This window comes from Lactiplantibacillus plantarum (assembly GCF_014131735.1).
Taxonomy (GTDB): domain Bacteria; phylum Bacillota; class Bacilli; order Lactobacillales; family Lactobacillaceae; genus Lactiplantibacillus; species Lactiplantibacillus plantarum.
On record NZ_CP039121.1, the window covers coordinates 1,372,253 to 1,390,984 of the forward strand.

Consider the following 18,732-nt stretch of genomic DNA (forward strand, 5'->3'; position numbering starts at 1 on the left):
TACAGCATACCGCGCTTGAAAAATAAACACAAGCGTTTTTCAACCATAAGTTTAAAACCCTTGATAATTCGCAGATGCGAAATGTTAATCAAGTTAAGCAACGGCACTAGTTGTATAAAAATGGCGAGCAGCGGTGCCTTTGCTTGCAATATAATCATCTAAATTAAAAACTACCTGTTCAAATAATAATGATGATTGTAATACCGCTGTTTGTTAGACAATATAGCTGGTCTCGTCTTTGAAGCGTCACGGTTGACTAGGAAAGAAATTCAACGTATAACCGATTTTTTCTACAACCAACATCCAATCTCGGAAACCTCGTCATGCCAGTGCTTGGACTGGCTCATAGTATCTGCTGGTAATGGGCCTGGTTGAAAACAATTTGCGTGATGTTTAGTTAATTAAATTTTTAATAAAAGCAAAGTGGTTAACGAAGGTCAGTGCGCGTGCTATACTGAAATCATTCTAGCGGTGATGGTGTTCACCGAACAAGCAGTAATGCTAATGACGACACCTACTTGGATTTAAGTCTAAGTAGGTGTCGCCATTTTTTATTGATTAGAATTAGTGAAAAGAGTTGAGTCATAATGCAGATGAGTCTGTTATTTTTAGGGCAACCACCAGTCGCTCGTCCCGCTACTGCAAGTTGTTTCCAAGATCTAAATTTGAATTTGATTTTCGAACAAATTCAGCAGGACTGTCCGGTACCAATCAAAGACATTTTTTATCAACCATTAACGACAATTGAAGCGGTGCAGCGTCGTCAGGCTATTTTTAGAGATTTGTTGCGACCAGCGGGGTATCAATTAATGGCACATTTTGTGACGGCTGCCGCAGAAACGGCCGCCAAAATCAAGCAGGCTCACCATGATTGGACGGCTGATCAACAGGCCGCCGATCTGTTAACGGCATTATATGAGCAACATGAGCAACTTGAAAAGCTTACAGAGGCGTTAGCACATTTTCAGCCCCAAAGTTTAGGACTACAAAAGTTACAGGCTGACCTCGATACTTATTTGCAGGCGCCTGCGACACAGCAGTTGCTGACAATGATGCGCACATTAACGAGCGCATTAGTACAAGTTCAGTTTTATTTAACAATCAATGGGCGGTATGTCCGTGTGACGACTAATCAGTTGGCTGCGTCAAATAGTGCTGAGGTTGCCACGAAGTTGTTTGGACCCATCATGACAGATCTAAGCGAGTTATACCGTCCCAATGCCAGTATTAAGACTGCCGAAGCAGTTAATGGGGATACTAGTCTGCAAGCAAATATTGTTGTTCAACTCCATAAGTTGTATCCAGCAGTATTTGCACAATTAACGACATTTTACCAACAATATCAGCAGTATACCGTTCCAGGTTATGAACAAGTCGTGACTGAGTTGAATTGGTATTTAGCGGTGCAACGTTATACGCAGCGCCTTGCCCGGATGAACCAGCTTAACTTTGTGCTTCCGACCCTTGTTGAATTAGGAGCACCAGAGCGGATTGAAGCAGGATTTGATCTGGAGTTGGCTTATGTTCAGGCTGGCAAACAAACAGCAGTCGTGCCCAATGACTATGTCTTGAATCCAAATGAGCAGTTTCTAATTGTGGCCGGACCCAATCAAGGTGGTAAGACAACGTATATTCGAATGATTGGTCAGGCCTATTATTTAGCAGCCCTCGGAATGCCCATCCCTGGCTCACGGGCAACATTACACCTAGCAAGTCATGTTCTGACACATTTCGAGCGTCAAGAAAAGGCAACCCAGTTGACGGGACTGCTCCAGCACGATATTGAACGATTGGCCGCGCTCTATCAAACGGTCGATGAGCATAGTATTGTTTTGATGAATGAGCTATTCTCTTCAACAACAACGGTTGATGCCGAAAAGTTGGGTCAATTAGTGTTAACACATTTGACAGCAAAGCAGGCCCATGGTGTCTACGTCACATTTTTAGAAAGTCTTGCTAAGCTTCCACATATGGTACCGATGCAGGCTCAAATTATTGCTGGTACGACGATCCGCGCTTATAAAATATATCGTTGTTCGGAGACGGTTGGGACATATGCGACTAGTTTATTAAACAAGTATCAACTGACAACTAAGGCAATTGAAAGGCGGTTAAAGCATGCAAGTCAATCTAATCACGCTTGAAAAACAGCAGTATCTTGACGAATGGTCGTTAACAACTAGTCAAAAAGCCGTGATGGCTGATTTAGAATTACAACCAATTGTTGATATTATGGCAGCGGATGATCACGTTATCGCAAAAATTGCGACCAGATTATTTTTTACACCATTAACAACTAGCCGGGCGTTGACTTGGCGTCAAGCAACGGTTAAACATGCCCTGATGCACCCGGACTATTACGAATGGTTGTATCAGTTTACAACGACAACCATTGAAACGGTCCGGCAAAATTTTTGGGAGCTTGGTCACGAGTCGGCTAGTTATCATCTATACAACAAAAGTCGTCTATTAACGCAATATTTGCAGGCAATTGGCACGATATTGGACAAACCATTACCTGACCATCCGGCGCCAGCACTTCAACAGTGGTATCAATCGCTAGATACACTGTTCAACGGTCAACTAGAGCCGATGAAAACATTTTTGCGACAGGTATTATTTGATCATGGTTATGTTTTACCAGCGCACTTGGCCACCAATCTGGATACAACAGTTGATGAGGTGATTGATGTCGTACCACCACATCGGTTTCAAAAGGTGTTTACTAAGTTAAAGATACATGCGCAGGGATTTGAAATTGCAGAACGGGATGATCATAGTGCTAAAGCACTTGAACACTACAAGAATCAAGCAGTGATGAAATTAGCCACCATTTTAGTGAATGTTTATCAGGAAGTCGTCAATTGGTTCCAAGAGTTGCGATTGGAAACAGGTTGGTTAGTGGGTGTAATTCAATTAAGCCGACGACTACCAGCGGCACCACGGTGCTATGCGACGTTGGCGTCATCAATGGAAGCACAACAGTTGATTAATCCCTTGATTTCTTTATTGCTCAACCAACCAGCAGTTGCAAACGACTTCTTGCCAGTTCAAACGGCATTGACCGTTATCACGGGAGCAAATCAAGGTGGTAAAACCACTTTTTTACGCGCCGTGGGGCTGGGGGAATTAATGGCTCAGGCGGGGATGTTTGTCATGGCAACTTGTTACCAGACACCGCCCTTTGAGATGGTGTTGACACATTTTAAACGTGAGGAAGACCAAGGTGAACGGCACGGTAAGCTGGATGACGAATTACAGCGAATGGATCAACTTATCCACGTTATGAGTACGTCTAGCTTGGTATTAATGAACGAGTCGTTTGCATCAACTAATGAGCATGCGGGGTCGCAAATCAATTTTCAAATTACCCACGGCTTACTGGAAGCCGGAGTGACTGTCATTGCGGTGTCCCATCAATTTGAATATACACAACTTGTTCAACGCTATCATTGCCGGCCATACTTTCTAGTGGCGCAACGGCAAGCGAATGGCAATCGTAGCTATCATATGTTGCCTGCTGCGCCTAAGGCCACTAGTTATGGCCTTGATATTTATCATCGGCTGATTCGATGATAACGGCTTATAAAATAATTACTGGATTTTAATCGTAATGAAAGTGGTAAAAAATTGAACATTAAATTAGAAATGGCAGTTCTGGACAGTACTGGGGACGAAAGCGCCGTGAAGTTGGTGCGTCAGGTTTTGTAGTTATTGAGCATAATCGTGAGATGCTAGCGGTCGGCTAAGTTCGGCTAATTTGTTAATGATCAGCGTTGAAACTGTTGCTTTGTTTGAATTGTGCGTAAGATATTGGTACTATCAATTTGACCCGGTAAGTGGCGCGATTACTGACAATTATTTATGTCAATGGCCGCATTCCTTGGCCCAAAATAATTATATTGATATTGCCAATTATTATGGTTGTAAGCCACTCTTTTCGAGGGTCGTGATGGTGAGAAAAACAATTGTCGTGTGTGTCTATCTGTGGGGGCATATGGACACGTTATTGATGATTTGAGATGTTAGCCGAGCTTTTTTCAGTGGATGGCGCATTCAGACTACTAGTAGCACAAGAAGTCTTGTTGTTACTGAAAGGTACCAATTATAATTGTTATTTCGTAAAACTATTTGAGTCATATTGGGGGAATTAGCATGCAAAATCCACGGTTAACCATTATTGTGCCTTGCTACAATGAAGAAGCGGTGTTACCTAAGTCTGCACACATCTTGGATGGTATCTTGACGGATCTGATCCAACACAAACAGGTCAATGCGGCAAGTAAGTTATTATTTGTTGACGATGGTAGTCAAGATAAGACTTGGAAACTGATTAAGTCGTTGGAAAAACAGTACTCAACCGTGACGGGTCTTAAGTTTAGTCGTAATTTTGGTCATCAAAACGCGTTGATGGCTGGGATGCAGGTCGCCAGTCCGACTGCTGAGATAGTCATTACGATTGATGCTGATTTGCAAGATGATCCACAGGTAATCCCAGAAATGGTGGCGCGCTATCGTGCTGGTAGCGATATCGTATTAGGTGTCCGCAATGATCGAAGTAGTGATTCACTTTTCAAACGATGGACCGCGGACGGTTTTTATCGGCTAATGGAGCGTATTGGTGTGCAATTAGTACCTAATCACGCCGATTTCCGATTGCTAAGTCAACGGGCAGTTCAGGCACTGTTAACCTATGAGGAAACCAATTTATTCTTGCGTGGAATCGTACCACGACTAGGTTTTCCAACAACTAAACTTTATTATCATCGCCAACCACGTTTTGCGAGTGTTTCAAAGTATCCATTACGTAAGATGGTGGCTTTTGCTTTTGATGGGATCACGTCATTTTCAATCGCACCGATTAAAGTAATTTTATTGTTTGGCATGGTGATTAGTGGCGGTAGTTTGATGATGATGCTATATGCGTTAATACAAGGATTACTAGGGACCGCAACGAGTGGCTGGTCCTCACTCATGACAAGTCTATGGTTTTTAGGTGGGATGCAATTGATAGGTATTAGTATTGTTGGCGAGTATGTAGGAAAAATTTTTGCGGAAGTCAAGCACCGGCCCCGCTATATTATTGAAACGGATGATTATACGGCAACTCAACAGCCAGCTATTGTGAATTCGCAACGGGTGCACGGATGAAGGCCGTGGTTAAGAGCGTCAATTGGCTGGCGGCCGCGGTATTGGTCGTCGCAGTCGGCATGGCGTGGTTGCAACCGATTCACTTCTTCGGCAACCCGGACTGGGCGTCACCGATCGTTCAATTAGCCATGGTTCTGGGATTATTGGTCATGACGATGGCTGGCCGGCAGGTGCTCAAACAGTTATCATCTCGTCAGTATCGTTGGCTGTTGATTGGGCTGGTCGGCTTAATCGCCATCGTGCAAATGTTGATTGCCACTAGTTTTGTTGACGTGGCGCGGGCCGACCCGTTTTTCGTTCGGCAGCAGGCACTGTTATTAGCGCGGGGCAGCCATCATTGGCAACATTATTTTATGATTTATCCCAATAATGTGAATTTTACGTTATTAGTTGCGAATCTGCTCAAGCCATTATTGAAACTGACGCAGACGCCCTGGGTATTATTAAATGTCATCCGATTTATCTGGATCGATACCGGACTAATCAGTGGGTTATATTTACTAAACCGTTGGCGTTACTGGCAACCGGGGGCGGTCTCATTTAGTTTGTTGTGGCTCGTCAGTGTTCCCGTGGCCGCATTTGGACTATTTGCATATACGGACGCCCTCGTTTTGCCACTAGTTCCAGACAGCTTGGCCTTGCTCACACTCGGACTAAGTTTAACCGGCTGGCGTCGTTGGGGCGTTTTGATTGGTGATGGGTTATTGGTGGCCGTGGGCGTGGTGATGAAGACTAATCTAATTGTGCTCTGGCTCACTCTCGTATTGATGGGGATCATCTTGTGGTGGCAACGACAATTCAGTGGTCGGCAAATGTTAGGCTGGCTCGTCAGTTTAGTGATGACACTCGGGGTGATGTTTGCGGTGATGCGGACTGCCCAACAGCAAGCGGGTTATACGCGCCAAGCTGATGCCGCCTTACCGGCAACCAGCTGGATTGCGATGAGCTTGAACCCCCAAAGCTCGGGTGAGTACCGACATGACGATTTTGCGCGCGTTAATCAGATGCAAACTGTGGCGGCCAAGCGCCAACAGACCCAGCAAATGATTCAGCAGCGGTTACATCAGATGGGCGTTACGGGGACCCTCGTACATTTACTCAAAAAGATGCGGGTCTTCTGGGCGACTGGCGATTTTGATAGCTTTAAGTTGACCACCCAGTGGATTCGTGCGCCCCGCTGGTATTTGAATCATCAACGCCAGCTTCAATTTTGGCTGGTTCTAATGACGCAAACAATCTACCTGACGATGCTGGTGCAAGCAATCGTGACTTTGATGAGGCGGCGCGAGTGGGCCGTGACGTTCGTTGCCCTGGCAATTCTCGGTTTAACGGTTTTTCATGTCGGACTTTGGGAAGTAGAAGGGCGCTATGCGTTGCCACTATTACCGGGATTGATGCTCCTCAGTATTGTGGGTGGTCGTGAGTTGCCGGTGTGGCACCTTAATCGAGTAATACGGCGCCAACTGACGTGGTTGGTCGTTGTACTGGCGGCAATCAGTGTGGTCAGTTTGTGGCAGACGAGTCAGGCGACGCGGATTACTGATGTGGTACGTGGCAATCAGGGCAATGGGCGTTATGTTGTGTCCACGGTTCAAAAAATTAGACCGGGTCACGCTGTTACGTCGCCGCTAGCCGTTAGTGGTAAGAGTAATGTTTTACGGTTGAAGCCAGTTGCGACGCATGAGCGCGTAACAATTACCTTGACTAGGGGGGCGCATGTCGTCAAACGGTGGCGGGGCTCGGCCAATGAGTTGACCACTTTGAATTATCCGTTGACAGCGGCGGGCAACCTGCGATTAGCGATTAAAAATACTGGTCAGACGCCCGTCCGGTATGGTGTGATGGCGGCCAACTACAGTCCGTTAACAGGCCGGGTGACGGCTAAGCAGCACGCATACTTACAAGTCGTGATAAAACAGCAGTTTATTAAGCCGCACGCGTTAACGACGGGTGCCGCCAGTCTAGCAGTTGTCGGCTGTGTGGCGCTGGCGACCATTTTATCGTTAGGTCGGTTACGGCCAGAAACTGAATAATAAAACTTGAATCGAAAGTCTTAATAACTGGTGTTGCCAGTGTTGGGACTTTTGTTTGTGGTTAAACGAAATATAATAGCCGTTAATTTGGGTGACTTATCAAGGTGAGGTGAATTCAAATGGTTCAAATTATTGCGCATACTTTAGTGACTGCCGGGCACGACATTTTAATTTTAAAACGCAATCAGGTTGAGCATGGGCGGCCGAATGTTGATGCCAGCTATTGGGATCTGCCCGGTGGGTGTGCATTAGCTAATGAATTACCGCAAGTAGCGGCCAAACGCGAATGTTGGGAAGAGACTGGGCTGAAAGTTCAAACTGAGCGCGTTATTTGGGAAGATTCCACCTTTGACAAGGCTAAAAATCAGGTGTACACGCGTTTAGTGTATAGCGCACAGGCATTCGTTACTAGACCGACAGTCAACTTAGATCTTACTGAACATATGGCCTTTCTTTGGATGAAACCTGAATTGATTTTGACTAATATAAGAATTGTGCCCTATCTAAAACCAATATTAACGCGACTGGTCTAGCAGTTACCGCGACCATTAAAACAACAATCGGACTGCCTAGCAGAATAGCTTGGCAGTCCGATTGTTTTGATTGACACGATTCTAATGGTGGCGATATCGTTGACGCCAAAGGATGAAGCTAAATCCACTTATGATTGAGATCAGTAGTCCACCCAGCAATCCCGGGACGTGGTAAGTTAGCTGGATCTGATTCTTACCGGACTGAATCGGCAGGGCTAACATCCCGCCAATGACCGTTTTAGGAGTAACTTTGACGCCGTTGACCGTTGCGCGCCACCCCTTATCGGCTGGAATAGCAACGTAGAGCCATTTTTGTTTGGAGCGATTGGTGACTTGACCACTGACCACGGTATGAATGCCCGAGACGTGGTAAGTCGGTGTAAAGCGCGTGGATAGCAGTTGCTGTTTGACTTGGTTGAACCGGGCTTGATCCAGGCTGGCGATGTGGACATGGGTGCCAAGCGTTGGTTGGGTACGTTTGACCGTTAACGTGATGACAGCGCCTTTGTCAAAATAACCTAGCGATCGGAGCACTAACTCACCGTTGGCATTGAACTTAGTCGGGACTAAGTGACCGTTGACCCGCATCGTGGTGTACTTTGTTTGACGAGTCGTGTCGTTATAATACAGCGTCCCGGTGCGTGTCATCCTTAATTTAACTGTATGCAAATACGGATAGCGTTTGGCCTGTGAATCTTGGACGACGTGATCTGAGAGCGTCGTGGCATTGCCAAAATAGGCGCGTTTCGATGGCCGCAAACTTTGTAAGAGGCGTTCTTGATTGATAATGGCACTATTCTGACGAAGCTTTAACTGTCTAAATGCTATTGGCACGGCAAACCCTAACCCGTTTTGACTACGGAGCCGCGTTGTCGCTTGACCCACGGCGTTTAATTGCACAGCGTATTTTACATCTAAGAGTAAATCAGTGACCGGATTTAGGCCTTCTGAACTGACACGCCGGGCGTTTTTAGAAAATAGCCCAAGTGACTTCAACATGAGACGTGTTTGGTTCGCAAAAGTTGAACTGTAGTAGGTAATATCGTGAAAGTTAAATAACATCGGGTCGTTGTAATTACGATACTTGCTATCATAATTGTAGGCCTGATTGATTAGCGTATTTTGATTTTCAACGCGATATAATTGACCATCAGGATCGTTGACGGCTTGCATTTGGCGGTATTCGGTTCGATAGGCAGTTACAAATTTAGCCTGATTCCCTAGTGGTGACTTCGCCATCATGAGGGTACTGTTAGTCCCTAATTCTAAGGCGACGATACCTGCCAAGCTGAGCGTTTGCCACCGCTTCGCCGTTGCGAATAAGGCAATTGCGGTTAAGATGACAGCGACTAAGCTGAGCGCCAGCGTTGAAGTTGTTAAGGGGTGCTTAGCAGTTCGTTGGGCAAACCAGCCTAATATCAGCGCACTGACCATGAGTGTCGGTAACAACCATTGCCAGCGCAAGGCGATCCGCCGGGGGCCTGCTAACCAGGCTTCAAAAGCGATCATGATCAAGACAAAGCTAAAGAAAAAAGCATTGCGGTATGGAAAGCCAGCGGGCGTTTGAAACATGTGCCAAATCGTATCTAAGGTACGAATGTTCATACTCAAGAAGAGTGCAAGTAATAGTCCGAAGCTATGCCATTTGTGAGCTTTAGTCAAGTTGGGCTGCACCCAGAAACTTAGGGCCAGCAAGACGACCAGACTACTGCTGAAGACGGTTGGTGCGTGTACGAGCCGAGTCGTAAAATTGGCGGCACCTAAGCCAAATTGACTCAAAACAGCTAAACCGAATTGTGGGACCGGTAAGTAGCTCGATAATTTGACCGCAGATTTAGCCGTGGTCAGCATGCCTAAACCAGTGGGGATCAGGACAAACATCGTGCTTAACCCACTGAGTAGCATGGTGACCACGACGTGCCGAATTAACGAAAATTGATGACGAACAGTTTGCCAAAGACTGTCCTGAGGGCGTTTGCGTTCAAATAGTTGATAAATAAAATAGTAAATCACAAATAGGCAAGTCATATAGCCTAAGTAGTAATTGGTGACGATACTGACCCATAACCAGCCGAAAAAGCGCCCGGGATGACTAGTTGCAATTAAGTGGTCGAGTCCTTGAATGACCAGTGGTAACCAAATTAATGTATCCAACCACATGATCGTAAAATAGTTGAGGGCAACGAAGCCAGAGAGGCTGAAAGCAACACCAAAAATGGCAGTCGACCACCGCTTTGTTTGAAAATGCGTTTGTAAAAAAGCCGTCATAGTGACCGCAATCAAGCTGATTTTTAACATGATGAGTAGACTAAGTCCGGTTGGCAAATTGGCCGCCGGAAACAACAACATCAAAATGTTAAATGGGCTTAATAGATAGTAAGCAATCGTGGGTAGTGCGTTACCGCCTAATGACTGTGAAAATGAATATAATTGAAAACTATGCGTTAAAATGGCATGCCGATACGCGGTGAAAAATGATAAGTATTGGCCACCCATATCACTAATTAATAAGTTATGGTTACCGAAGGGCGTGATCCCCCAAATTGCGAAGACAATCCCCATGATAGCAAGGGACAGTAATCCAGCTGTCACTGCCACTTGCCAGCGGCTTGTTTGATAATTAGGCCACATTTTATTCAACTCCGATATTATGAATGATTTCATTGTACCGTACTGAAACTTGAAAACTAGTTAAGAAAAGCGAACAATTTTCTGAAAAAAGTTAAGAATTAGTGTTAGTCATTATCATTTTTATAAAGTTTGCTAGCAGTTTAACACAGCAGTTCACGAGGTTAAACTAAAAGGGGTGATTGACAATTGATTAAGAAAGTGTTTTTATAAAAGGTGAAAACTGAATACGATTTCTTCGGGGCAGGGTGCAATTCCCGACCGACGGTAACAACGTAAGTTGAAGTCCGTGACCCGCGTGAGCGGTGGACCCAGTGCAAGTCTGGGACCGACAGTATAGTCTGGATGGGAGAAGAAAATTATTGCTTGAATTTTACTAGGCAGTAGTGGCTATTGGCAACCTTTAAGTAGGTTTATTTAGCTGGATCCTACTGGTGAAATCTATTTGGCGAACACTTCACACCCGATTATCGATGATTTGATAATTGGGTGTTTTTTTATCTTGTTGGAGGTGAACCAATGTTAACTGATTTTATGCAAATGGCTATCGATCAAGCCAAATTGGCGGGGGTGGCGACGTACCAAAATCCCCAGGTCGGTGCGGTATTAGTCAAAGACGGCCACGTGTTAGCTCAAGGTTATCATCATTATTTTGGCGGTGACCATGCTGAGGTGGATGTGCTGCGGCAGGTCACACCAGAACAGGCGCGTGGGGCCACGTTATTTGTCACACTGGAACCTTGTTCACACTATGGGAAGACGCCGCCGTGTAGTGCGCGAATCGTCGCGGCTGGAATTCGGCAAGTCGTGATTGGTCAATTAGATCCCCATCCAATCGTGGGTGGTAAGGGACGTCAGTATCTTTTGAACCACGGAGTTGATGTGGTGACGGGCTGTTTAACGGACAAAGTTCGCGCGTTGAACCCCCACTACAATCATTTTTATGTGCAGCAGCGACCATGGATCACCCTAAAAACGGCGATAACGCTTGATGGCAAAATTAATACTGAAACGCCGACTCGGACGCTGGTTTCCAATCATGCTAGTTATATCGATAGTCAGTGCTTACGGTCACAGTTTCAAGCGATTCTGATTGGTGAACGGACGCTAACGATTGATGATCCACAATTAGCCGTCCGACTGACGGCAATGGTGCAGCCACCGGTTCGATTGGTGGTGTTGAATACGAGTACCGTGGCGTTAAACCACCGGCTTGTTCAGGACGGTCAGGCACCAACCTGGTTACTTTGTCGTCAGGCTGCGGCTAGTGACGACCAACTTCGAAACAGTCCCAATGTACACGTCCTGATTGGCAACTGGACACCCGCTGCAATCAGTCAACTATGTGTCGAACAAGGCTGGCAGTCACTCTTAGTTGAAGGTGGGGCTCATCTGCAAGCTGAATTTGTTGCGGCTGAATTGATTGACGAATGGGTCAGCTACATCGCACCAATGATGATTGGTGGGACGGGTTTGCCAGCCGTTACCGGGGCCGCTGCGATGACACCGTTGACATTTGAACAACCAACGGTAACTTGTTTAGGGACGAATATCCGGCTACGGGCCGTTCGAAAGGAAGTTAAGTAAATGTTTTCTGGAATTATTCAAACCAAGGGCCGTGTCAGCCAAGTGCACCAACAAGGGTTGGAAATGACCCTTACGATTACCGCACCGTCGCTGATGACACCGAGTCTTAAGATTGGTGACAGTATAGCGGTGAACGGCATTTGTTTAACGGTAACGACCCGACAAGCGGATGCTTTCAGTGTAGTGGTGATGCCTGAAACGGTGCGTCGAACGAACTTAAAGATCCTTGTGGTCGGTTCATTGGTGAACCTAGAACGTGCGTTACAAGTGAACGCGCACTTAGATGGGCACATTGTTCAGGGGCACATCGATTACTGTGGTCAAGTGATGCAGCGACAATCTGATGCGCACGCGTTGCGTCTGTTGATCAGTTTACCGTCAGAATATCGCGCACTAGTAGTCACTAAAGGCTCGGTGGCAGTTGATGGGGTTAGTTTGACGGTCGTAGCGGTCACGGAGACAACGTTTGAAGTCGATTTAATTCCGCATTCACAAGCGGTGACGACCTTGTCTAAGTTACAAGTTGGAACGCTGGTGAATGTAGAAACGGATATTCTGGGCAAGTACTTGGCCCGGCAATTAGCATTAGAGGGGAGTCATTAAGATGGATACAATGAAAAAGGTAGCAGCGGCCTTGGCCGCATTAAAACGGGGCGAATTGATTATTGTTGCGGATGATGAGACGCGTGAAGCGGAAGGAGACATGGTTGGCCTAGCCGCTAAAGCAACCACTGCGACAGTGAATCGGATGATTACATCAGCGCGGGGGCTACTCTGTGTTCCGATGGCGCCAAGTATCGCCACGCGACTACATTTGACACCGATGACTAGTGAACACGATGCGTTTGGAACGGCATTTACAGTCTCAACGGATCACCATACGACGTCCACGGGAATCTCGGCAGCTGATCGGGCGACCACGATTCAAGCGTTAGCCAATCCCAATAGTCAGGCCGCTGATTTCTATCATCCCGGGCACGTTTTTCCATTGATTGCGCGGACTGGTGGATTGTTAGCGCGGCGTGGTCATACTGAAGCGGCCGTCACGTTAGCACAATTAGCAGGTGTGACCCCCGCGGCCTATATTTGTGAAGTTATCAAGAAAAATGGCTTAATGGCGCGGCGCCGTGATCTCAAAGCTTTGGCAGAGGGCTTACAATTACCGCTAATCACCATTGAAGATATTACCACCTACGTGATTCAAACGGGTGCCGCCCAGCTGACAACGACCCCGAGTGTCAACTTACCGACCAAGGATGGTAAGTTCACGATGACTGGTTTCGAAGCCCCCGGTCATACGGCGTTGCCAGTGGCACTGCAAGCTGGTGATATCAGTGGCGATGAACCAGTGTTAGTGCGGTTACACTCTGAATGCTTTACGGGCGATGTTTTAGGATCGCGGCGGTGTGACTGTGGTGATCAATTACACGCCGCACTCCAAAAGATCAGTCAAGCTCAGCGCGGTGTTTTCGTCTATTTACGGCAAGAGGGTCGCGGCATTGGCTTGGCTAACAAACTAGCAGCTTACGCACTTCAAGAACACGGGGTTGATACGTATGATGCGAACGTGCAGTTGGGCTTTCAACCGGATGAGCGCCGGTATGATATTGCGGCATTAATTCTACGCCAAATGGGGATTACACGGGTTCGTTTGCTGACTAATAATCTTGACAAGGTTGAGCAGTTACGTGCAGCGGGGATTGATGTTGTTGAACGGGTCCCCTTAGAAATACCAGCCAATCAGTACGATCAAGCTTACTTAAAAACAAAACGTGATCGATTTCATCATCAACTCACACTAACGGAGGGACACGAATGACAACTTTTAACGGCAAAATTAATGGCAACGGGCTTAAGATTGGGATTGTCGTGGCGCGTTTCAATGCGTTTGTAACGCAGCAGCTTTTAACTGGGGCACAAGAAAGTTTGGTACAGCATGGGGTCAATGAAACCGATATTGACGTGGCCTGGGTACCGGGAGCTTTTGAGATTCCACTGACGGTTCAAAAAATGATTACAACCAAGCGCTATGATGGCGTGATTGCACTTGGGGCAGTCATTCGGGGTGCAACCGCGCACTTTGACTATGTTTGTCGTGGCGTGACGACGGGGATTGCGACCGTCAGTTTGGCAACCGATACGCCCATAATGTTCGGCGTTTTAACCACGGATACCATTGAACAAGCTATGGATCGCGCTGGCTTTAAGAGTGGCAATAAGGGTGCTGACTGTGCGGTCAGTTTGTTAGAAACGTTGGACGTGCAGCGGGCAATATTAAAAGCTGACTTGGCCTAAATGACGTAAATTAAGGGTATGCATAATATTTCAAATACCATCAATTTGTAACTTGGGCCATTGTTGATGCCACTGCTTCTGTGCCATTCGCTGCTGATAGATTGCCATGTGCTTGGCATCCTGGCGATAGTAGGGGATTGGGGAACAGCGAAAGTTTATCAAATCGTCTACACCGTATGGGGCGATTAGCTTGATTTGATTTTCGTCTAAAAAGGCGCCAATACAAGTTGGAACTTCGACAAAGTGACCAATTGCATCGGTAACGGAAGTGAATTCGGGATCCTTATCAAAATTATAATGTGCCATATAGACCTCATTTTTTATTTGCCATTGGTATTGTGGGGCTTTATCAGTAAGTTGCTGATAGATTTTTAAATCATCGCTGGCTGGTCGCTCAGGGTCAAAAAAGACGACGTCAATATCACTGTTGAACATCACTGGCTGCCCGCTGAGTACTTGCCAAACAGTATTACGGATGCTACCAGCCGCCAATGCGCCTTGTTTTAAATGACAGTCTTGAATTAATTGAAGAATCGTCATTAAAGCAGGAGTTGTTTTAATAATATGAATAACTCGTTGTTCGTTGGTCATTGAAAACACCTCAATTTAATGTTGGTTAAAAATAGTCTAACATAGTAATGATATCGTGCAATTCAAATAAAGGATTTGCTTTTGCTGATTTCATAAAAAATTAAGGCCGCTTACCACTACTAACTGATAGTGGTAAGCGGTCTTAGTTTTTGGTTGTGAGTTTAAGTAATAATTGCCTAGTCTTCCGTAACCTCAATCTTACCAACTGCAATTGGTAGGGTTACGTGAGCATCATACATGCCCACTTCACCAGCGACTGATGCAGGTAGGGCTAAGTCTTGTGGGACGCCGTGAATATAAATGACCCGCTTGTCTAGTTCTAAGTCATCGGTACCGAAGACTTCTTTGAACTTAGCCTGTAGGTCGCCTAAGGGCACATCGATTTCATAAGCGAAGTGGCCCTGCGCGTCGGCAACTGGGTAATTATCATTTGGTACGTCCATATGATGGGGCGCATTATCAAATGGGACCATCGTCGTCCCAGAAACAGGTTCAGTTTCAGGCAAGTCTACAAAGCCGTCGTGATTGACATCTTGGGCCATAGTAGCAATCTGTGCCGCTTTGCCATCTGGAAAGCCGTGGAAATGTTCCCAGTGTTGCGTGTTGGCCGGGGTATCGAACATTTCAATGGTGACGTGTAATTGGTTACCAGTTTCAGTGAAAGTCGCTGTGCCGTGTGGGGCAGTACCGATTCCTTCGGCGTTCAGCGGGACGATGTTAGCAACGTATTTTTTAGTCATGAATAATTCCTCCAGTTCTTCATTATATGGTCAGTATATGCTAGTCTAATCATATAAAAATTGACATAGATCAAGAAAAGGAGAAATTATGCATTCAAAAATGGATTGTGTGAGTCGTTCACCATTATTTTCACCGCTAGCGCCAGCGGTGAAAGCCAAATTAATCACGGTGACCCATCACCGGAAATTTTATCAAAAAGGGCAGTTGATTCGTCAGCCACTCGACCATCAGGAAGGCATGCTCATTTTAGATGAGGGAATGGCTAAAATTTATGCCTTAGCTGCTAATGGTAAGGAGAAAATTATTGAGTTGTTGCGTAGTGGTGATGTCGTCGGACAACACTGGCTATTTGCACCGCATGAGAATCAGGGATTTATTCAAGCCACGAGTGATGCGTGGGTCTGTTCCATTCAATATGATGATTTTCAGCGATTATTAGGTGAATCAGCCAGTTTATCATTAGCAATGATCAATAATTTTGGGAACCAATTGATTGAAGCTGAGAAGAATCAATTGCGACGAGATTTGCTGGATGCTAAAGCGCGTTTGATGGCGTATTTGCGCGATTGTGCCGTTGAATCCGGACAAATCGAATTTGAATTGCCGTTGAAGAAGAAGGAATTGGCGAATATTTTGGGGATTACTCCCGAAACCCTGAGTCGTCAGTTTAAACAATTGGCGGCTGAAGGGCAGATTATCGTCAATAAGCGCCAGATTACAATTTGTTAGACGGGTAAAGGGGGGCGTCGCCTGGTTTTGGCTAGTTAAGGGTGACGCTGGTTCAATATTAAAAATAAAGTCTGATTTCCAACGCAGTATGGGCTAGGAAATCAGACTTTATTTGACTTGTGAGGAAGAGGTTCTTTAATGATGAAAATGCCGGTTAGCAACGCCACTTGCTCGCAATGCCGGCAAAACGACTTGATCAATGAGATTGGTGAGTTGCTGATCAGTGTTCATCGGTTGGTTGATGATGTCGCAGTACCGTAATTGTTGAAACAATACTAATTGTGCGGCTTGGTTAGGCCAAATCTGAAGTTCACCGTGGTTTTGTGCATTCGTCAGAAGTGGCTCGATCAAGGTCAAGTTGGCATGATCAATTTGAGTCACTAACTGCGTGAGATCGCGCTGGTTCTGCGCGTTCAAGGCTGTGGCAAACAATAGCCGAAAATAGCGGAAGGGCCCCGTACTAGTTTGTTGGATAAAGCGTTGCGCTAACAGAATGAGATCGGTACGAAGACTGCCAGTATCTAATGGCGTGGTCGTAAGTGCAATGGGAGTCTTTTGTATTTGATGAATAATAGTATGAAAGATGAGGTCAAAGGTCGAATCCCAGTAGCGATAAAGAACACTGCGGCTGGTAGCGGCCGCAGTGGCTACTCGTGAAAAAGTGACCTGGTCGAGGCCGTATTGACTAAGCAGGGTATAGGTGGTGTCATAAATCGCGTTTTCCAGTCGGTTGCCACGTCGACGTTGATTGAGTTGGGTCACAAAAAGATCTCCTAATTGGTTTTAGAAACAGTTTACTGCTTTTTGTGCCTTAATAATAGTGATTTCCGTAGCCAAACGATTGTTGTAGTTAAAGACAACGTGTATCTTAAATAGCGTTGTTAACAATAATTTAAGTAATCAGAGGCGGAAAATATGGCAAAAATTATTATTGTCGGGGCTGCACATGGCGGCCGCGAAACGGTCAATGGCTTATTAGCAGCTAATACGGATAATGAGATTCATTGGTACGAGCACGGGCAATTCGCGACGGCTTTGGATTGGGCTCCGGCGGATGCTGAAAAAGAGCGGTTGGCCTTGTCCCAGCAGGTGACTCTATTCGACCAAACGACGGTCACAAGAATTACCCCAGCGACCCACACGATTACTGCTCGTAATCAACGGGGGCAATTACAGACTGATCATTACGATCGATTGGTATTGAGCGTTGGATCGTTACCAATCCAGTTACCGATTCCCGGAGCCGAATTATCTGGTGTTCGATCGATTCAAAACCGTGCCAGCATCAATGAGTTAAAATTGGCCGCTAAGTCAGCAGCCATTAAAAACGTGGTCGTGATTGGAGGCGGCTATATTGGGATGAATTTTGCAGCCTTATTTAAACAAACCGGCAAGCAAGTAACTGTTATTGATGTGAACGCTCGGCCATTCAGTCACAATCTTGATTCAGAATTTACGCAAATTTTAGCTGCAGCGAGTGTTGAGAATGGGCTGCAATTAAAGATGGAAGAGCGGGTGACGGCCGTATTAGGTTCAACACACGTGACAGCGGTACAAACGAATCGTGGTCAGTATGCTGCCGACTTAGTCCTTGTCGCAGTCGGCAATCGACCGAATACTGCATGGCTACGGGGAACTTTGGCGCTAGATTCTGAGGGATTAATTGAGACGGATGATTATTTTCAAACAAGTGTTCCAGATATTTACGCGATTGGCGATGCGACTAAAGTTCGGTTTACGCCCACGGGTACTAAAGAGCGGATCACTTTAGGCAGCGCGGCCAGTCATGCCGGTCGGTTATTAGCGCATAACTTGTTAACGGATCAGCGAATTGTGTTTCCCGGCGTTCAGGCAACGTCCGCGCTTAATGCGGCGGGATATTACTTTGCTGCTACGGGCCTAAACACGCAACTAGCTGTCCGTATGCAACAACCGGTGTTAGCAACTTACATCGCGGTTCCCCGATTGGTGGCATCCGCACCAGCTCGATTGAATGCGACCGTTCATTTTAAGTTGTTTTATGATAAAACTCATCGGATACTAGGTGCACAAATAATGTCTACAGCAGAATTAACGGCGGTCATCAATACCGTTTCGCTCGCAATCCAGATGGGAGCAACGCTCGAGCAATTAGCCTATGGTGACTTTTTCTTTCAACCGGGATTAAGCCAGCCGGTGGATGTACTCAGTACGGCTAGTTTACAGGCGTTACAAACTTTAGCCACTAACTAGGTTGATTATTGCCAAGCCCATTATACGGACTTGGCAATTTTAAGTTGATGTGTTGCTTAAGCTCAGTATATGACATGGAAAACTAGTGGTTACTGATGATTAGCTCATTAGGAACTCACAGGAAAAAACCGTCGCGTCATCAATAATGATGGGCAATCCAGCGACGGTCAAATTTAAGTGATGAAATCGACAATTATTGTGGTGGTCTAATG

15 protein-coding genes and 1 riboswitch are annotated in these 18,732 nt (G+C 46.0%); of the genes, 11 read left to right on the forward strand and 4 right to left on the reverse strand.

Going from position 1 to position 18,732, the window contains the following annotated elements:
- Window positions 1-587 precede the first annotated feature (587 nt).
- The 5 genes from E5260_RS06270 to E5260_RS06290 all read left to right on the forward strand — a co-directional run bounded on the left by E5260_RS06270 (window position 588) and on the right by E5260_RS06290 (window position 7,717).
- Entirely contained in the window at window positions 588-2,144 is a 1,557-nt protein-coding gene (locus E5260_RS06270) for a MutS-related protein (RefSeq protein ID WP_003640229.1), read from the forward strand.
- Window positions 2,119-3,576, forward strand: a complete 1,458-nt coding sequence (locus tag E5260_RS06275) for a MutS-related protein (protein ID WP_003640230.1) — start codon at window positions 2,119-2,121, stop codon at window positions 3,574-3,576. Before E5260_RS06270 ends, E5260_RS06275 begins: the two co-directional genes overlap by 26 nt.
- A gap of 579 nt (window positions 3,577-4,155) precedes the next feature.
- A complete protein-coding gene (locus tag E5260_RS06280; protein WP_003640231.1) occupies window positions 4,156-5,151 on the forward strand; it encodes a glycosyltransferase family 2 protein in 996 nt (331 codons plus the stop codon).
- Complete coding sequence (locus tag E5260_RS06285; RefSeq protein WP_003640232.1) at window positions 5,148-7,184, forward strand: hypothetical protein; 2,037 nt, start codon at window positions 5,148-5,150, stop codon at window positions 7,182-7,184. Before E5260_RS06280 ends, E5260_RS06285 begins: the two co-directional genes overlap by 4 nt.
- Window positions 7,185-7,303: 119 nt before the next feature.
- Window positions 7,304-7,717, forward strand: coding sequence for an NUDIX hydrolase (locus tag E5260_RS06290; protein ID WP_003640233.1), 414 nt, complete (start codon window positions 7,304-7,306; stop codon window positions 7,715-7,717).
- An 81-nt stretch (window positions 7,718-7,798) separates the two neighbouring features.
- Here E5260_RS06290 and E5260_RS06295 read toward each other — a convergent pair whose 3' ends face one another.
- A complete protein-coding gene (locus E5260_RS06295; RefSeq protein ID WP_003644272.1) occupies window positions 7,799-10,348 on the reverse strand; it encodes a YfhO family protein in 2,550 nt (849 codons plus the stop codon).
- A 227-nt stretch (window positions 10,349-10,575) separates the two neighbouring features.
- Window positions 10,576-10,706: riboswitch (FMN riboswitch) on the forward strand.
- 158 nt (window positions 10,707-10,864) lie between these two features.
- Here E5260_RS06295 and ribD point away from each other — a divergent pair.
- Genes ribD through ribH form a run of 4 tightly spaced genes read left to right on the forward strand, consistent with a single transcriptional unit; the run spans window position 10,865 to window position 14,227 of the window.
- Complete coding sequence (gene ribD, locus E5260_RS06300; RefSeq protein WP_003640235.1) at window positions 10,865-11,932, forward strand: bifunctional diaminohydroxyphosphoribosylaminopyrimidine deaminase/5-amino-6-(5-phosphoribosylamino)uracil reductase RibD; 1,068 nt, start codon at window positions 10,865-10,867, stop codon at window positions 11,930-11,932.
- Complete coding sequence (locus E5260_RS06305) at window positions 11,933-12,535, forward strand: riboflavin synthase (RefSeq protein ID WP_003640236.1); 603 nt, start codon at window positions 11,933-11,935, stop codon at window positions 12,533-12,535.
- A gap of 1 nt (window position 12,536) precedes the next feature.
- Window positions 12,537-13,751, forward strand: a complete 1,215-nt coding sequence (locus tag E5260_RS06310) for a bifunctional 3,4-dihydroxy-2-butanone-4-phosphate synthase/GTP cyclohydrolase II (RefSeq protein WP_003640237.1) — start codon at window positions 12,537-12,539, stop codon at window positions 13,749-13,751.
- Window positions 13,748-14,227 carry a 6,7-dimethyl-8-ribityllumazine synthase gene (ribH, locus tag E5260_RS06315; protein ID WP_003640238.1) on the forward strand — a complete coding sequence of 160 codons (480 nt, stop codon included), beginning with the start codon at window positions 13,748-13,750 and terminating at the stop codon, window positions 14,225-14,227. The genes E5260_RS06310 and ribH overlap by 4 nt, the downstream gene beginning before the upstream one ends.
- Before the next feature lie 30 nt (window positions 14,228-14,257).
- On the opposite strand, the gene E5260_RS06320 is transcribed toward ribH, so the two are convergent.
- Together E5260_RS06320 and E5260_RS06325 are read right to left on the reverse strand one after the other, a co-directional pair.
- Window positions 14,258-14,818: a nucleotidyltransferase family protein gene (locus E5260_RS06320; protein ID WP_003640239.1), complete on the reverse strand. Its 561-nt coding sequence runs from the start codon at window positions 14,816-14,818 to the stop codon at window positions 14,258-14,260.
- 176 nt (window positions 14,819-14,994) lie between these two features.
- A complete protein-coding gene (locus tag E5260_RS06325; protein WP_003640240.1) occupies window positions 14,995-15,558 on the reverse strand; it encodes a hypothetical protein in 564 nt (187 codons plus the stop codon).
- A gap of 88 nt (window positions 15,559-15,646) precedes the next feature.
- Here E5260_RS06325 and E5260_RS06330 point away from each other — a divergent pair, with 88 nt between their 5' ends.
- On the forward strand, window positions 15,647-16,288 hold the full coding sequence (locus E5260_RS06330; RefSeq protein ID WP_003640241.1) for a Crp/Fnr family transcriptional regulator: 642 nt from the start codon (window positions 15,647-15,649) through the stop codon (window positions 16,286-16,288).
- A gap of 135 nt (window positions 16,289-16,423) precedes the next feature.
- On the opposite strand, the gene E5260_RS06335 is transcribed toward E5260_RS06330, so the two are convergent.
- Complete coding sequence (locus tag E5260_RS06335) at window positions 16,424-17,050, reverse strand: TetR family transcriptional regulator (protein WP_003640242.1); 627 nt, start codon at window positions 17,048-17,050, stop codon at window positions 16,424-16,426.
- 153 nt (window positions 17,051-17,203) lie between these two features.
- Here E5260_RS06335 and E5260_RS06340 point away from each other — a divergent pair, with 153 nt between their 5' ends.
- Entirely contained in the window at window positions 17,204-18,520 is a 1,317-nt protein-coding gene (locus E5260_RS06340) for an FAD-dependent oxidoreductase (RefSeq protein ID WP_003640243.1), read from the forward strand.
- Window positions 18,521-18,732 lie beyond the last annotated feature (212 nt).

What these genes read in the sequence shown, in the direction of transcription:
- E5260_RS06270 (WP_003640229.1), top strand. Translation starts at nt 588, where the DNA reads ATGCAGATGAGTCTGTTATTTTTAGGGCAACCACCAGTCGCTCGTCCC.
- E5260_RS06275 (WP_003640230.1), top strand. Translation starts at nt 2,119, where the DNA reads ATGCAAGTCAATCTAATCACGCTTGAAAAACAGCAGTATCTTGACGAA.
- E5260_RS06280 (WP_003640231.1), top strand. Translation starts at nt 4,156, where the DNA reads ATGCAAAATCCACGGTTAACCATTATTGTGCCTTGCTACAATGAAGAA.
- E5260_RS06285 (WP_003640232.1), top strand. Translation starts at nt 5,148, where the DNA reads ATGAAGGCCGTGGTTAAGAGCGTCAATTGGCTGGCGGCCGCGGTATTG.
- E5260_RS06290 (WP_003640233.1), top strand. Translation starts at nt 7,304, where the DNA reads ATGGTTCAAATTATTGCGCATACTTTAGTGACTGCCGGGCACGACATT.
- E5260_RS06295 (WP_003644272.1), bottom strand. Translation starts at nt 10,348, where the DNA reads ATGTGGCCTAATTATCAAACAAGCCGCTGGCAAGTGGCAGTGACAGCT.
- ribD (WP_003640235.1), top strand. Translation starts at nt 10,865, where the DNA reads ATGTTAACTGATTTTATGCAAATGGCTATCGATCAAGCCAAATTGGCG.
- E5260_RS06305 (WP_003640236.1), top strand. Translation starts at nt 11,933, where the DNA reads ATGTTTTCTGGAATTATTCAAACCAAGGGCCGTGTCAGCCAAGTGCAC.
- E5260_RS06310 (WP_003640237.1), top strand. Translation starts at nt 12,537, where the DNA reads ATGGATACAATGAAAAAGGTAGCAGCGGCCTTGGCCGCATTAAAACGG.
- ribH (WP_003640238.1), top strand. Translation starts at nt 13,748, where the DNA reads ATGACAACTTTTAACGGCAAAATTAATGGCAACGGGCTTAAGATTGGG.
- E5260_RS06320 (WP_003640239.1), bottom strand. Translation starts at nt 14,818, where the DNA reads ATGACCAACGAACAACGAGTTATTCATATTATTAAAACAACTCCTGCT.
- E5260_RS06325 (WP_003640240.1), bottom strand. Translation starts at nt 15,558, where the DNA reads ATGACTAAAAAATACGTTGCTAACATCGTCCCGCTGAACGCCGAAGGA.
- E5260_RS06330 (WP_003640241.1), top strand. Translation starts at nt 15,647, where the DNA reads ATGCATTCAAAAATGGATTGTGTGAGTCGTTCACCATTATTTTCACCG.
- E5260_RS06340 (WP_003640243.1), top strand. Translation starts at nt 17,204, where the DNA reads ATGGCAAAAATTATTATTGTCGGGGCTGCACATGGCGGCCGCGAAACG.